The organism is Rhizobium sp. L9, from assembly GCF_002531885.1.
Taxonomy (GTDB): Bacteria; Pseudomonadota; Alphaproteobacteria; order Rhizobiales; family Rhizobiaceae; genus Rhizobium.
In genome coordinates this window covers 99,154-113,326 of sequence record NZ_NWSZ01000008.1, presented here as the reverse complement: position 1 = coordinate 113,326, position 14,173 = coordinate 99,154, and the positions used below count along the sequence as shown (strand labels likewise).

General features: G+C 58.9%; 12 protein-coding genes and 1 tRNA gene. 4 read left to right on the top strand and 9 right to left on the bottom strand.

The features are described from left to right. The first annotated feature begins 17 nt into the window (after window positions 1-17). A tRNA-Arg gene (locus CO660_RS10365) sits at window positions 18-94 on the top strand. Window positions 95-804: 710 nt separating this feature from the next. Here CO660_RS10365 and CO660_RS10355 read toward each other — a convergent pair. Continuing rightward, entirely contained in the window at window positions 805-2,889 is a 2,085-nt protein-coding gene (locus CO660_RS10355) for a choice-of-anchor Q domain-containing protein (RefSeq protein ID WP_097598608.1), read from the bottom strand. A 1,198-nt stretch (window positions 2,890-4,087) separates the two neighbouring features. Between CO660_RS10355 and CO660_RS10350 the strand changes: the two genes are divergently transcribed. Next, the gene (locus tag CO660_RS10350) at window positions 4,088-4,405 is read left to right on the top strand and encodes a hypothetical protein (protein WP_245421312.1); all 318 of its coding nucleotides are present in this window, start codon (window positions 4,088-4,090) and stop codon (window positions 4,403-4,405) included. A 314-nt stretch (window positions 4,406-4,719) separates the two neighbouring features. Here the strand turns inward: CO660_RS10350 and CO660_RS10345 are convergent, their stop codons facing one another. Next, window positions 4,720-5,031: a hypothetical protein gene (locus tag CO660_RS10345; protein ID WP_097598607.1), complete on the bottom strand. Its 312-nt coding sequence runs from the start codon at window positions 5,029-5,031 to the stop codon at window positions 4,720-4,722. Between the two features lie 140 nt (window positions 5,032-5,171). Beyond that, on the bottom strand, window positions 5,172-5,612 hold the full coding sequence (locus tag CO660_RS10340; RefSeq protein ID WP_097598740.1) for a DUF3597 domain-containing protein: 441 nt from the start codon (window positions 5,610-5,612) through the stop codon (window positions 5,172-5,174). 477 nt (window positions 5,613-6,089) lie between these two features. Here CO660_RS10340 and CO660_RS10335 point away from each other — a divergent pair, with 477 nt between their 5' ends. Further along, entirely contained in the window at window positions 6,090-6,725 is a 636-nt protein-coding gene (locus CO660_RS10335) for a hypothetical protein (RefSeq protein WP_097598739.1), read from the top strand. Window positions 6,726-6,788: 63 nt separating this feature from the next. On the opposite strand, the gene CO660_RS10330 is transcribed toward CO660_RS10335, so the two are convergent. The 4 genes from CO660_RS10330 to CO660_RS10315 all read right to left on the bottom strand — a co-directional run bounded on the left by CO660_RS10330 (window position 6,789) and on the right by CO660_RS10315 (window position 11,049). After that, window positions 6,789-7,562 (bottom strand): amino acid ABC transporter ATP-binding protein, encoded by a 774-nt coding sequence (locus CO660_RS10330; RefSeq protein WP_097598606.1) that lies wholly within the window; start codon window positions 7,560-7,562, stop codon window positions 6,789-6,791. 17 nt (window positions 7,563-7,579) lie between these two features. Beyond that, window positions 7,580-8,725: an amino acid ABC transporter permease gene (locus tag CO660_RS10325; protein WP_097598605.1), complete on the bottom strand. Its 1,146-nt coding sequence runs from the start codon at window positions 8,723-8,725 to the stop codon at window positions 7,580-7,582. A 1-nt stretch (window position 8,726) separates the two neighbouring features. Then, entirely contained in the window at window positions 8,727-9,929 is a 1,203-nt protein-coding gene (locus tag CO660_RS10320) for an amino acid ABC transporter permease (RefSeq protein ID WP_097598604.1), read from the bottom strand. A 94-nt stretch (window positions 9,930-10,023) separates the two neighbouring features. After that, window positions 10,024-11,049 carry an amino acid ABC transporter substrate-binding protein gene (locus CO660_RS10315; RefSeq protein ID WP_085778036.1) on the bottom strand — a complete coding sequence of 342 codons (1,026 nt, stop codon included), beginning with the start codon at window positions 11,047-11,049 and terminating at the stop codon, window positions 10,024-10,026. A gap of 349 nt (window positions 11,050-11,398) precedes the next feature. Here CO660_RS10315 and CO660_RS10310 point away from each other — a divergent pair, with 349 nt between their 5' ends. Then, window positions 11,399-12,589: a cystathionine beta-lyase gene (locus CO660_RS10310; protein WP_097598738.1), complete on the top strand. Its 1,191-nt coding sequence runs from the start codon at window positions 11,399-11,401 to the stop codon at window positions 12,587-12,589. Between the two features lie 113 nt (window positions 12,590-12,702). Here the strand turns inward: CO660_RS10310 and CO660_RS10305 are convergent, their stop codons facing one another. Continuing rightward, window positions 12,703-13,884: an FAD-dependent monooxygenase gene (locus CO660_RS10305; RefSeq protein WP_097598603.1), complete on the bottom strand. Its 1,182-nt coding sequence runs from the start codon at window positions 13,882-13,884 to the stop codon at window positions 12,703-12,705. Between the two features lie 28 nt (window positions 13,885-13,912). After that, window positions 13,913-14,158, bottom strand: coding sequence for a zinc-finger domain-containing protein (locus CO660_RS10300; RefSeq protein WP_011425183.1), 246 nt, complete (start codon window positions 14,156-14,158; stop codon window positions 13,913-13,915). Window positions 14,159-14,173: the final 15 nt, after the last annotated feature.

Here is a 14,173-nt window from a genome sequence, read left to right as displayed (position 1 = left end):
GAACGTGACCGCCGGACGGCCCCTTAGCTCAGCTGGATAGAGCACCTGCCTTCTAAGCAGGTTGTCGCAGGTTCGATTCCTGCAGGGGTCGCCACCTGCTTTTCAAGTGTTTGTTTTTATTGTTTTTCTGGACGCTCACCCCTCATTGGGGAATGGTTTAGGGGCGGTATTCGGTCAAAAAAACCCCGCCGAAGCGGGGCAAGTCGTGACAACGGATCGCACAGGAGGAACCCCCGTGCTTTCCTACTGCTTTAACGAAAGAGCGATCGACTAGGTTCCGTACGGTGTTGGACCGACGGTATCGCTAATCGCACCAGTCATTGCGCTGCTTCGAGCTCCAGCTGCGAGGCAAGGCGTTAGGCTTCGGCCAACTCTTCTTGGCCGCGCGAAAAATCAGCCTCGGCTTTGTCCTTCTTCTTTGATTCTGTCGGGCCTTGCCAGCGATATGGGTCAGGAACCAGCAGGCACTCCTAAGAAAATGGGATCCATGATAGAGGTGGGCAGACGTTCGTTGCAAATCAAACGGCTGACCGATCCAAGAAGCTTTTTGGTGTGAATTGATGCAAATTGCCGGGCGAGCGCCCGACCGCATAACCCACCACATCAACATCGTCGAGACGAATGGCAACAGCTCGCGCAAAGCCGCGCCCGAAAGGCCGGCTGACGCTGTCGAAAAATCGCAGCGCGCGGATGGGCCCCATCCACGCGCCGAAGTAGCCTGACTTTTGCGCGCCGCGTGGCGGGTTTTGCTCCGCCGTTGGCACGATTGCTGCGGCGATCGGACGACCGCCGCAACGGGTATTGTTACAGGAGAAAATCGCCTGCTCCCAGCTGGACGTGGCCCTGCAGCTGAATCTCGAAGTCATGAACACCGTCGCCGTTCAAATCGGCCTGGATAACGGTATGGTCGTCCTCGTAGTGCCACGCGAGCGCGCCAGCCTTCTTGTCGAACAAGGCATTCTCCTGCGCCTGGAAATGGAAGGCTGCATCGCCCTGCGCAGAGCCATTCGCATCGATCGCCGAGAGGTCGATCTTATCCACGCCGTGCTGGAAGTCGCTGATGACGTCACGGTTCGAGCCGGACCCAGTTTCCGTCGCAGTCTTGAAGACAAATGTATCCGAGCTGGTGCCACCGGTCATGATGTCCTTTCCGGCACCGCCAATGATGACGTCCGCGCCGGCGCCGCCGTCAAGCTTGTCCGCGCCGGCCCCGCCATTGAGAACGTTGCCGCCGTTATTGCCGCCGGCCAGCACGTCGTCATAGCTGGAGCCGGTCACGTTTTCGATGCTGACGAGCTTGTCACCGGTGGCGTGCCCGCCCGATGCGGTCCAAGTCGCCAAGCTGACATGGACCCCCGCGTCGGAACCCGCATAGCTGGCCGTGTCGTTGCCATTACCGCCATCGAGCACGTCCGCGCCGGCACCGCCCTTCAACACGTCATTGCCGGCGAGACCCTTGAAGATTTCGTTGCCGCCGTTGGACTGACCGGTATGTGGCATGATGTCGTTGCCATTGGTGCCGGTATATTCCTTCGTGGTGGTCGGCGAAGTCGGTTGCGTCGGCGAAGTCGGTTGCGTCGGCGAAGTCGGTGAGGTTGGCGACGTCGGCGCGGTCGGCGCGGTCGGCGCGGTCGGCGCTGTCGGCGCTGTCGGCGAAGTTGGCGCTGTTGGCGAAGTCGGCGTGGTTGGCGTTCCCGATGTCGGGCTGGAGCCGGATTCATAGGCACCCATGTCGACAGTTCCAACGACGCGATGGTCGCCGTCCAGATCGACGGAGCTGACGCCGTACTTGCTGGTCCCGTGGTCGATCGCCGTCGAGCTGGAGCTGAGGTGGAAGTTGTCGCTCGATGCCCCTAAGAATTTAGGGTCAACGCCGAGCTGGTTGCCGTTCGCCGTGCTCGGCATCGCGTTGCCGCCGTCCGTCTTGACCGAGGCCTGGCCGGCCGTGCCGTTATAGGTGATGTTGTTGGCCCAGACGACATTGTTGTTGGTGCCGCCGCTTGACGTGTTATCGATCGCAGTGTTGTTCTGGTTCACCGACGGGTCGGCTACGCCAATGTTATTGACCCAGGTGTTGTTGCTCGATGCCGAGTTGCTGAGCTCGCCCCGCCAAGTGCCGGAGTTCAGCGGGTCCTGATTGTTGTGGTATGCGGTGTTGTTCGACACAGTGACGGAGTCGCTCCAGGTAACCTGAATGCCTTTGCCGCCGTTCCCGTAGACGAGGTTGTTGTCGACCAGGGTCTTGAAAGTGTAGTTCGGGTTACCGCTCGCCTGGGTGCTCTGGAAATCGTCGATGATGATGCCGTTGCCGTCGGTGTGCTCACCAGACTTTGTGACGTTGTCGTGCGAAATGTTGTTGCGCACGATGTTCCGGTATCCGTCCGTCGAGGTATCACCGGTGATGTTCCGGTTCTGGTAGATGGAGATGCCCGAGAACCAGCCTGTCGAAGCGTTATTGTAAGTCTCGTTGCCTTCGATGTGGACGAAGTCCGACTGGTTGAACTGGATGCCCGACTCCCCGCTGCCGTGGACCTTGTTGTTGAGGATCTGGACGTGGTGGACGTTGTTCGCTTCGATGCCGTCGCCTTGGGCGCCGCCGATATCAAAGCCGTCGATTACCACGTGGTTGGCGTTGACACTGATCGCGTTCCACGAGCCCGCGGGCGGCCGGATCAGCGCCCCGCCGGGCACTTCCGAGCGGAGCGTGATGTCGCCTGCCGCCGAGCCGTCCTTATCGATGTTGATGCTCTCGTTGTATGTCCCCGGTTTCACCACGACCTCGTCGCCAGGCTTAAGGTCCGAAGCCATCGCCTCACTGATCGTGCGAAAAGGGGAGGTGGCACTGCCGTTACCGCCGCTGCTGCTCGAAGCTACGTAGTATGTTGTCATGGTTTTGTTCCTCAACTTCAGCGTTGTCTAATATTTTGTGGTTAATCATCTGTTGCGGCGGGGGTTATAGGACGACGTTTTGAAGGGCGCAACAGCTTAGAAACAGTAAGTACTTGAGAAACATAGCCATATTGCTGCCACAATATCCAGATCACTCCCAAGTTTCATTTTGAAATATTTGCGGAAATCCGATTCGCCCAAATTGGGACAAACTATATATCTCGCAGACCGCGAATTATTCTTTCTACAACCATGGCGACACCCACCCATTGAAAAGATTAGGAAAACCTGATGGACGTGACTGGAATCCTGCCGCCAAGGCGGGATCAACATTTTTTGTGAATTTTTCAATTTTTGGCAGCTTCGCCTTCACGATTGGGGCTAATTGAGATTGGCCGTGGCAAGGCCAACACCCTCTCCGGGGTGCTCGATTCGATCATGAGTCGCTTTCAAGACTGATTAGAGAATGGGCACACCGCTCCTCCGCCGACACATGCTGGCACGTGAAATTCGCCTTCGAAGCGCAGGCTGTGGCGGAAGCCTATAACTCAGCGCCACGGCATCGAATGCGTATGATCGCGCCGAAAGACACTCCTCAGCTAGTGGCATATCCTGAACAATCCTGAACTCGAACCCCGCCAATTTAGAGAGCGTGGGCAGGGCGATTCCTCCATAGTTCGGGGTCCAATCGCCAGATTATAAGGGAAATTTGTTCGGACCCCTCATCTGGCTTGGAGGCGGCTGATCCCATTTGGGCGCGGTTCCTTCGGCTGCACATCGAGCGCCATGGCGAATGTTCAGACGCTCTCGGCGTCGCAGTTGTTCTATAGGGAGAGAAATATTGCTCTTCTTCGTGGCTGGTCTTTCCGATACCGGAGCCATGACGATTTCGGCTGGCTGACATGTCGTCACGCAGGCGGCAAGCAGTTCCATGGAGATCATCTTTGATACATCGCGGACGCGAATAATATTACCCAAGACTGTCCAGTAATCGTCGCAACAGGTCTATTTCATGTAGTGTGACGCAGCCGAGACAAAGACAGAAATTCTGCGGATGTCGCCGAAAAGTTGAAATGTCGCAGAATTATATATGTTTCAACCTGCGCCAATCTCTTCCTAGCACAATAGGTGGGATGCTGCCGCCGAAAACGGCGTGTACCCTCCCTGCCAATTCTTGGGGGGCGAGTATGAGAACGATTTGTTTGAGCATCGGCGCCGCTGCATTTCTATATGCAATGAATTGCCTACGCCGTTGATCTTCCTGCGGGGGCCAAAAAGGCTACTGGACGAGTTCAAAGCTTTTGCAGACGGCAAGCCGGTGAAAGTAGAAATTCTCGATCTGGAAAAGCCTGTGTCCGCCGAACTCGTTTGGAGTTGGAAGAAGGGCACCATTACCGGTAAAGCCGATGTCGGCGGCAAAACGATCGACGTGAAAACGAAACTCACTTTCAAGGGCGATAAGGCCTGTTCTGCCGGCAAAGGCGAAAAGCCAAGCTGCCACTTTATCTTATATTGACGGCGACAAATTCTACGAAGTTCGAGATGACATGAAACTGCACGCAGTTTCGACGGTCGATTGAGGTTCGCAGTCTATCCCGTAGCTCCCGACCTCCGCACTTGTGGAGCTCGATCGATCCCGCTGCTCCCGTTGCCCTGAAAGCCGCGTTGCAGCTTCCATCATCCCTGTGGTAATTGCCGCACGGCAAGGGCCGGCCATCCGACAGCGGCCAAAGCTGATATGCGGTCGCCGTCGACAAGCCACGCCGATGCAGCCGGCCTGTGTTCCTGACTTTTGAAGTCCTATGGGAGACTAGAACCGTTCGGTTCTTCTCAGCGGTCCAGGAAATGCTCGAAGTAAACTTCTGGAATGGGGTAGGCGTAGACGCCTCGGTCGACGAAGCCGCGTCGATAGAGGCAATTTCTGAGCGCCGCGTTATAATCGAGGCTTCTCTGGTCCGGCGAGCCGCGTCGCCACGAACCTGCTTCCGGCACGCACCGCTGGAGCGCCTTGTCATACCGGGAGAGGAGGACCGGGTCGGTATCGACCCGAATGCCGCTGTAGGATTGATAGTTAGAAGGAGATTCTGCGGCTGATATACAGCCGAAGCTAAGCACAAGACCAACAACTGCCATCAATCGCATTGGATTAAGCGCTCCCCAGATCGATTTTCGAAGTCATCTGCCGGAACGTTATTGATTCCAGCGCCTGTGGGCAAGGGGTTTGGAAGGTGCCGGGATGGCTGCCGCCGCTGAATGGCGGCAGCTTTTGTCAGCAACCGAGATCAATCGAGGAGATCGGCCGGCACCTTGCCGCCATTTTCTGAAAGCCGCTTCATCAGCGCCTTGTGCAGCCACATGTTCATTTTCGCGGAATCGTTTGTATCGCCGGTATAACCGAGTTCGGCGGCGAGTTCCTTGCGCTCAGTCAAACTGGCATCCATCCCGACTGACTTCATCAGGTCGACGATCGAATGGCGCCAATCGAGTTTCTGGCCGCTCTTCTTCACAGCCGCGTCGAGGATCGGAACAATATCGACTGTCGCTGTCGCCGGGGCCGAGGCCGGCTTAGTTTGCGCAGGAGAGGACGCAGGCGTCGGACTGGGGGCTGACGGGGGTGAGACGGGAGCCTGGGCTGGCGCTGTCTTTGCTGCGCCGCTGGCGACAGGTTCGGCTGCTTTTGCTTCTCCAAAGATTGCATGTTTGATCTTGTCGAAAATGCCCATTCTTGAACCTCCGGCTTCGTAAAATAGGAACATGCTGAACATGGAGGCCGGGCCGGGCATATCCAGACGAACGAAGATCTTTTTTGCTCCTGCACTAGAGGAGCGAGAAACCGGAGCAGGCGCTGCGAGGGCGATCGAGTTGGCCGGCCGCCGTGTCGACAGCTGCAACTAAGCAGCCACTTAATTACTGCGTACTCCTTCGGAATTTAGATACAGCGGCTAAATTGGGGAGAAATTCTCGCTCATGCCTGTTTTTGGCACAGTAGCTTTCGTAACGCTTACTCAGTGATAACTACGCGCCGTCATTCTCAGCCGCCGCGCAGGTTCATGACGGGCTGGAATGAAACCTTGGCAAGTCCTTCTCGTTGGTTGGCATGGATGTCGGGGTACTCGGCGTCCAATCGATCGAAGGCACGCGCGTTCCTCGATTTTCGCAGGTCGGACGAACCGTCCGGCATATGAAAACGGAGGAAGATGATGACTCAAATGCACAGTAGACTGCCAATTGCCCTGTTCGCATCCGCCTGCGCCGTTCTTGCCATGCCGGCAGACCATGCACACGCGACTGACATTGGCGTGTCGGTAAATGCAGGCAATGCCACCAGCGCCGACGTCGGAGCTTCGCTTGGCCGCGGAAACGGGGTTGATGCGACGGCCGACGCATCCATTGGCGGCTCGAGCGGCGCTGACGCAAATGCGTCGGCCAGTGCTCGCGGCCGCGGCGGTATCGATGCCAATGTCAATGCCATTGTCGGGGGCAGTGATGGTCTCGCGACTGGCGCTAATGCCAGGCTCGGCGGCGATCGCGGCGTCAACGCCCGGACTGCCGGCTCCCGGGAGGTCGATGACAAGGCCACGGCTTCCATTGGCGGTAGTAGCGGAGCAGGCACAAAGCTTGCCATTGGTGACGCGAACGACAGGGGCGGGATGACAGCTGCTCGTAACGGCACCCTCAGCGCATCGCAGGCTCGCACGATTGCGGCGTTTCGAGAGAGACCCGTGGACGAGCAACGCAAGATGCTTGTTCGTTGCGCCGATATCTCCGCCGCCGGCAGCGGCGATGCCGGGCTTTCCGGTCTCTGCAGTCTGTTGCAGGCGTCGGTCTCCCACTGAACGTGAAAGACCCGCCGGTGCGGAAGGCACGGCGGGTCTTTTCACGAACTAAGCTTCTCGGACTTAGTGCAGGATCTGGCTGAGGAACAGTTTGGTGCGCTCGTGTTGCGGGTTGTCGAAGAACTCGGCCGGTGAGTTCTGCTCGACGATCTGGCCCTGATCCATGAAGATGACGCGGTTGGCGACCTGGCGGGCAAAGCCCATTTCGTGGGTGACGCAGAGCATGGTCATGCCTTCCTCGGCGAGACCCACCATCGTGTCGAGCACTTCCTTGATCATTTCAGGATCGAGTGCCGAAGTCGGCTCGTCGAACAGCATGATCTTCGGGTTCATGCAGAGCGATCGGGCGATCGCCACGCGCTGCTGCTGGCCGCCGGAAAGCTGACCCGGATATTTGTTGGCCTGTTCCGGGATCTTGACCCGCTTCAGGAAGTGCATGGCGATTTCTTCAGCTTGCTTCTTCGGCATCTTGCGCACCCAGATCGGCGCCAGCGTGCAGTTTTCTAGGATCGTCAGATGCGGAAAGAGGTTGAAATGCTGGAATACCATGCCCACCTCGCGGCGCACCTCGTCGATCTTCTTCAGATCGTTGGTGAGCTCGGTGCCGTCGACGATGATCTGGCCCTTCTGGTGCTCTTCAAGACGGTTGATGCAGCGGATCATCGTCGATTTGCCCGAACCGGACGGGCCGGCGATGACGATGCGTTCGCCGCGCATGACCTTCAGATTGATGTCGCGCAGCACGTGGAAATCGCCGTACCACTTGTTCATGTTGACGATTTCGATCGCCACTTCCGTTGCGGAAACGGTGAGCTTCTTAGCTGGAGCTTCAGCCATATTGTTTTCCCTCATTTTTATCGTTTGTGGCCGGTGTCGAGGTGACGTTCGATGAATGCTGAATAGCGCGACATGCCGAAGCAGAAAAGCCAAAAGGCGAAGCCTGCGAATATCAACCCCGTTAGCGGCGTTACTGCGGTCGCCCAGTTCGGATCGACGAAGTTGAGGCGAACGATGCCGAGCAGGTCGAACATGCTGATGATCGACACCAGCGAGGTGTCCTTGAACATGCCGATGAAGGTGTTGACGATGCCAGGGATCACCAGCTTGATTGCCTGCGGCATGATCACCAATCGCATCTTCTGCCAGTACCCGAGGCCGAGAGAATCCGCCCCTTCGAACTGGCCTTTGGGAATAGCCTGAAGGCCGCCACGAATGACTTCCGCCATATAGGCGGAAGCGAAGATCGATACGCCGATGATCGCGCGCAAGAGCTTGTCCACCGTCCAGCCGGCCGGCAGGAAAAGCGGCAGCATGACGCTCGCCATGAACAGGACCGTAATCAGCGGCACGCCGCGGACCACTTCGATGAAAACGACGCTGAACGTACGGATGACCGGCATCCGCGAGCGCCTTCCAAGCGCCAGGATGATGCCGAGCGGGAAGGAGACCGCGATGCCGACAAAAGAGAGCACCAGCGTCACCAGCAGCCCGCCCCAGAGTGGCGTCTCGACGATTTCCAGGCCAAATCCGCCGTAAAGCAGAAAGAAGGAAATGATCGGCAGCACGCCGAACAGCAGCAGGGCGTTGACCCCCTTGCGCGGTGCCGAAGGAATGAGCATCGGCACCAACAGGAGTACGAAAAGAATGCCGACCAGGGTCGGGCGCCAGCGCTCGTCGAGCGGATAACGCCCAAAGATGAACTGGTCGAATTTGGCGTTGACGAAGGCCCAGCATGCACCGCTCCAGCCATCCGGCTGAATGCCGCCTTGCACGGCAGTGGCGCAGAAGGTGCGGTCAGGGCCGCTCCAAACCGCCTGCACGAAGAGCCAGTCGAGCGCGTGCAGGAGGGCCCAAACGACACAGACCAGCGCTAGGATGGTAAGGACGATGTCCTTCGGCGTCGCAAGGAGGTTGCGGCGAATCCAAGCGACAGGGCCCTTCTCTGCTGAGGGCGGCGGCTCCGGCGCCAGTATGGCGGTTCTGACGAAAGCGTTGCTCATCTTACCTCTCCACCAGCGCCATTTTGGCATTGAACCAGTTCATCAACAGCGAGGTCACCACACTGAGGCTGAGGTAAATGACCATCCAGATGAGGATCACCTCGACAGCCTGACCGGTCTGGTTCAGCGTTGTGCTGCCGACGGCGACGAGATCGGCAAAACCGATTGCGATCGCCAGCGATGAGTTCTTGGTGAGATTGAGGTACTGACTGCTCAGCGGCGGAATGATGATGCGGAAGGCCTGCGGAATGACGACCAGCCGGGTGATCGACGAGGGGTGAAGCCCGAGTGCGCCTGCAGCTTCCGTCTGTCCCTTCGGCACACCGCGAATGCCTGCGCGCACGATCTCGGCTATGAAGGCAGCGGTGTAGAAGGAAAGTGCCAGGAAGAGCGACATGAACTCCGGCCCGACAACGGAACCCCCGGTGAGGTTGAACTTGCCTGCGATCGGATAATCGAAGGAAAGTGGCGCGCCTGCGACTAGGAAGGCGATAAGCGGCAGGCCGATCAGCAGGCCGATCGAAGCCCAGATCGTATGGAACTGCTGACCCGTCGCCGCCTGCCGGCGATGCGCCCATCGGGCCGTGGCGATGACGGCGATGATCGCGACGACGAAGGCGACGCCGACGAGCCAGAAAGTCTCGCCGAAAATCGGCTTGGGAAAGGAAAGGCCACGGTTGTTCAGATAGGCGCCGAGCGGCAGATGCAGTGACTCGCGCGCATTCGGCAGAACTGCCAGAACGCCCGAATACCAGAAGAAGATGACAAGCAGCGGCGGGATGTTGCGGAAGACCTCGACATAAACCGTGCACAGCTTGGCTATCAGCCAGTTCCTCGACAGGCGGCCGATGCCGATAATGAAGCCGATGATCGTGGCGGTGATGATGCCCGTAACGGCGATCAGGATCGTATTCAGAAGGCCGACGACCAGCGCGCGGCCATAGGTCGAATCGCTTGAATAGGCGATCAGCGACTGACCGACCTCGAAGCCGGCGCGGCCGTTCAGAAAGCCGAAGCCGGACGCGATGTTGGCGCGCGCCAGATTGACGGCAGTATTGTGCGCAACCCACCAGACGAAGACGACCAGCAGGACGATGGTGAGAACCTGGAAGAAGATACCCCGAACTGTCGGGTCGTAGAGGGCGGACTGAAAACTCCAGCCGCTTCTGGATAGACGTGTTGATTCCAAAGCCTGATGCGTCATGCTTGGCCAATTCCCCATTATGCTCCTTTTCGGAGCTTTTTATTGGAGGGGGAAAGGCGGTCGCCCGCCTTTCCGGCTTCATGCGTGATGCCGCTCAGCGAACCGGCGGAGCGTACTGAATGCCGCCCTTGCTCCACAGCGCGTTAAGGCCGCGCGCGATCTTGAGCGGGCTGCCCTGGCCGATGTTGCGCTCGAAGACTTCGCCGTAATTGCCGACGTTCTTGACGATGTTGTAAGCCCAGTCGTTGGTCAGGCCGAGATCGGTGCCGATCTTGGTATCCGCCTCGACGCCGAGGAAGCGCTTGATATCGGGATTCGGCGAGTTCTTCATCTCGTCGACATTGGCCTGAGTGATGCCGAATTCTTCGGCATTGATCATCGCATAGCCGACCCAGCTGACGATATCGAACCACTGGTCGTCACCCTGACGTACGGCCGGGGCGAGCGGTTCCTTGGAGATGATTTCCGGCAGAATCGTATGTTCGTCCGGATTCTTCAGCGTCAGGCGCAGCGAATAGAGGCCGGACTGGTCGGTGGTGTAGACGTCGCAACGGCCGGCGTCATAGGCCGCATTGACCTCGTCCAGCTTTTCAAAGACCACCGGATTGTACTGGAGATTGTTCGCCTTGAAATAATCGGCGAGATTGAGCTCGGTGGTCGTGCCCGACTGGACGCAGACAGACGCGCCGGAAAGTTCCAGCGCCGACTTCACGTTGAGGCTCTTGCGGACCATGAAGCCCTGGCCGTCATAATAGTTGACGAAACGGAAGTTCAGGCCAAGCGCCGTATCGCGGTTGATCGACCAGGTCGTATTGCGGGCGAGGACATCGATTTCGCCGGACTGAAGCGCCGGGAAGCGGTTGGCGGCGCTGAGGGGGGTGAATTTCACCTTCGTCGGATCGCCGAAGACGGCCGACGCGACGGCCTTGCAGAAGTCGACGTCGAAGCCTGCCCAATTGCCGGAAGCGTCAGGCGCGGCAAAGCCAGCGAGCCCGGTGTTGACGCCGCACTGAATGAAACCCTTTGCCTTTACATCACCGAGAGTCGTGGCCGAAGCAGCCGAGGCGCCAAGAGCGAAAACTGCTGCGCCAATCGCGGCGGACAGAAGCTTGTTCTTCATTTTTTTCCCAACCTTTTCCGTTGTATTATCTTTTCTTGTGGGGCGTTCCGGCGGAAAACTCTGCCACCCCCATCGTCTCGACACCCTCCCGGCGCGAGTACCCTATCACAGTCGCAAATGTCACTATGGTCAAGTGTCGCCATGCATAATTGCGGCAAAATTCAGAATTTTGCCGCATTGCGCTGCATTCGAAGGCGGTTGGCTAGGAAATGAGCGCCCGCTTGCGGAAAAATAACGCTAATTTGAAAAACCGAGACGACAGGGTGTCCCCCTGGTCAAGGGGTTGACCGGATCGGGCGAGGCGTCCAAAAGTCTGGCTTTGCGCCCCTCGCCAAAGGCTATTTCCGACATGAAAGACAAAGACAGCTTGCTGCAGACCGCCGGCATCAATACCCGCCTGACCCATATCGGCAACGACCCCTTCGATTATCACGGCTTCGTCAATCCGCCGGTCGTGCATGCCTCGACGGTGCTGTTTCCGAACGCGGCGACGATGGACACGCGCTCGCAGAAATATACCTATGGTACGCGCGGCACACCGACGACGGATGCGCTCTGCGAGGCGATCGATGCGCTCGAAGGTTCGGCCGGCACGATCCTCGTCCCCTCGGGGCTGGCAGCCGTCACCATTCCGTTCCTCGGGTTCGTCGCCGCCGGCGATCACGCACTTGTCGTCGACTCGGTTTATGGCCCGACGCGCCATTTCTGCGATACGATGCTGAAACGCCTCGGTGTCGAGGTGGAATATTACGATCCGGCGATCGGCGCCGGCATCGAGACGCTGTTCCGGCCGAACACCAGGCTCGTCCATACCGAGGCTCCCGGATCCAACACCTTCGAAATGCAGGATATTCCAGCGATCTCGGCGGTCGCCCATCGCCACGGCGCCGTCGTCATGATGGACAATACCTGGGCGACGCCGCTTTATTTCAGGCCGCTCGATCACGGCGTCGACATCTCCATTCATGCGGCGACGAAATATCCGTCCGGCCATTCCGATATCCTGCTCGGAACGGTATCGGCCAATGCGGAGCACTGGGAGCGGCTGAAGGAGGCCAACGGCGCCCTTGGCATCTGTGGCGCACCCGACGATGCCTATCAGATCCTGCGCGGATTGCGCAGCATGGGCCTGCGCCTCGAGCGGCATTATGAAAGCGCACTCGATATCGCGGAATGGCTGGAGGGGAGGGAGGATGTCGCCCGCGTGCTGCATCCGGCGCTGCCGAGTTTCCCCTCCCACAATATCTGGAAGCGCGATTTTAAGGGCGCCAGCGGCATCTTTTCCTTTGTGCTTGCCGCTGAGAGCCCCGAGAAATTCAAACCGAAGGCGCATGCCTTCCTCGATGCGCTGAGGATTTTCGGTCTCGGATATTCCTGGGGCGGCTTTGAAAGCCTCGCGCTGCACGCCTATCTCAATGACCGCAAGGTCGCCAAGGCGCCGAAGGAGGGTCCTGTCATCCGCCTGCAGATCGGCCTTGAAGACGTGGCCGACCTCAAGGCCGATATTGAACGGGGTTTTGCGGCGGCAAGTGCAGTCTGAGCCGTTGCGGCTAACACATGTCGCGCAAAAGGATGCAGCGGTTTTGTGGCAACGACATGCGTAAAACAAACACCTAAAGCGCAAGGAGCGAATCTGAAAGATCGTGACGCGCTTTAGGTGCTGCGGCCGCTTGCCGAGCCTAACAGCGTGCCCTCAGCCCGGTAGCCGTAGATCCAGTCGAGATCGGCCGCCAGGCTTTGCGGCGGCTTCAGGCCGAGCACCAGATCGCGGCCTACCCGGATCGGGCCCTTCGCATGATAGGCAAATTTGTTGAAGGCGCCGCGCTGGCGAAGCTTTGCAATGCGCGGCGCGCGATGCCTTTCAAAGAGCGTCAGCGCTTCCGCCACGGGACGATTGGCGAGAAACGCGGCAAGTTCGTAGGCGTCTTCGACCGCCATGGCCGCTCCCTGGGCGGCAAAGGGCATCATAGCATGCGCGGCGTCGCCGATCAGAACCGTCCTGCGGCCGTCCTGCCACGCGCCCGGGGTGGTTTCGAAGAGCGGCCAAAACGTCAGCTTCGGCTGTTTTTCCAGCAGCGACGTAATCGCGCTGTTCCAGCCGGAAAGCTGCGCCCGGAGCCGCGCGCGCTGCTCTGCGGTCGGCTCGTTTCGCCAGGCCTGCGGCGAGACATTGCCGGCGGTGATCGCCACCATGTTGATGCTGCCGATCTCTTTCAGCGGATAGCAGACAAGATGGGCCGATCCGCCGAGGAAAGCCGAAACGCTTGTCCGGTCGAGAAAACCTGGCGCCTGGTCTTCGGGAATGGTGAAGCGGTAGGCGATATTGCCGGAAAAACGCGGCGAGGGGCTGCCGGGAACGGATTGCCGGAGCTTCGACCAAACGCCGTCCGCCCCGATGACGACATCGGCAGCGCGCTCGACAGGCGGCGAATTCGATTCCACTCGCACACCAAGATGAAGCCGGCAGAGCGGATCAGCTTCGACCGCCGTGAGAAGCGCATTCTGCAATGTGGCGCGGTGCAGGACCCCGTAGGGTGCGCCCCAGCGCTGTCGCGCGAATTTGCCGGCCGGCACGGCCGCGAGCTGGCGCAGCGAACCGCCTGACATCAGCCGGATCGCTTCCGGTTCGAGCCAGACTTTTGAAAGTCCCTCGACGAAGCTGAGTTCTGCCAGGATGCGGGAGGCGTTCGGCGAAACCTGCAAGCCGGCGCCAACTGCGACGAGTTCATCCGCCTGCTCGAAAATCTCCGAGCTGATGCCCCAACGCGAAAGCGCAAGCGCAGCTGTCAGCCCGGCAATGCCGGCGCCGATGATGGCGGCATGTTCGACCGGCATTGTCAGTCCGATCCGGATTCTGGACGGTTTACGCCGCCTTCACGTGGAAAACGCAGCCGGCCGGATTGGTCTGGCTCGGCTTGAGAGATGCATTATAACGGTAAAGCGTCGAGCAATAGGAGCAGACCTTCTCGTTGTCGTCGCCCATGTCGATGAAGATATGCGGATGGTCGAAAGGAACCGAAGCGCCGGTGCACATGAATTCCTTGACGCCGACTTCGATGACGCGATGACCGCCGTCGTTCTGGAAATGGGGAATGTTGTGGCCGGCCATGTCGCTCTCCGAATG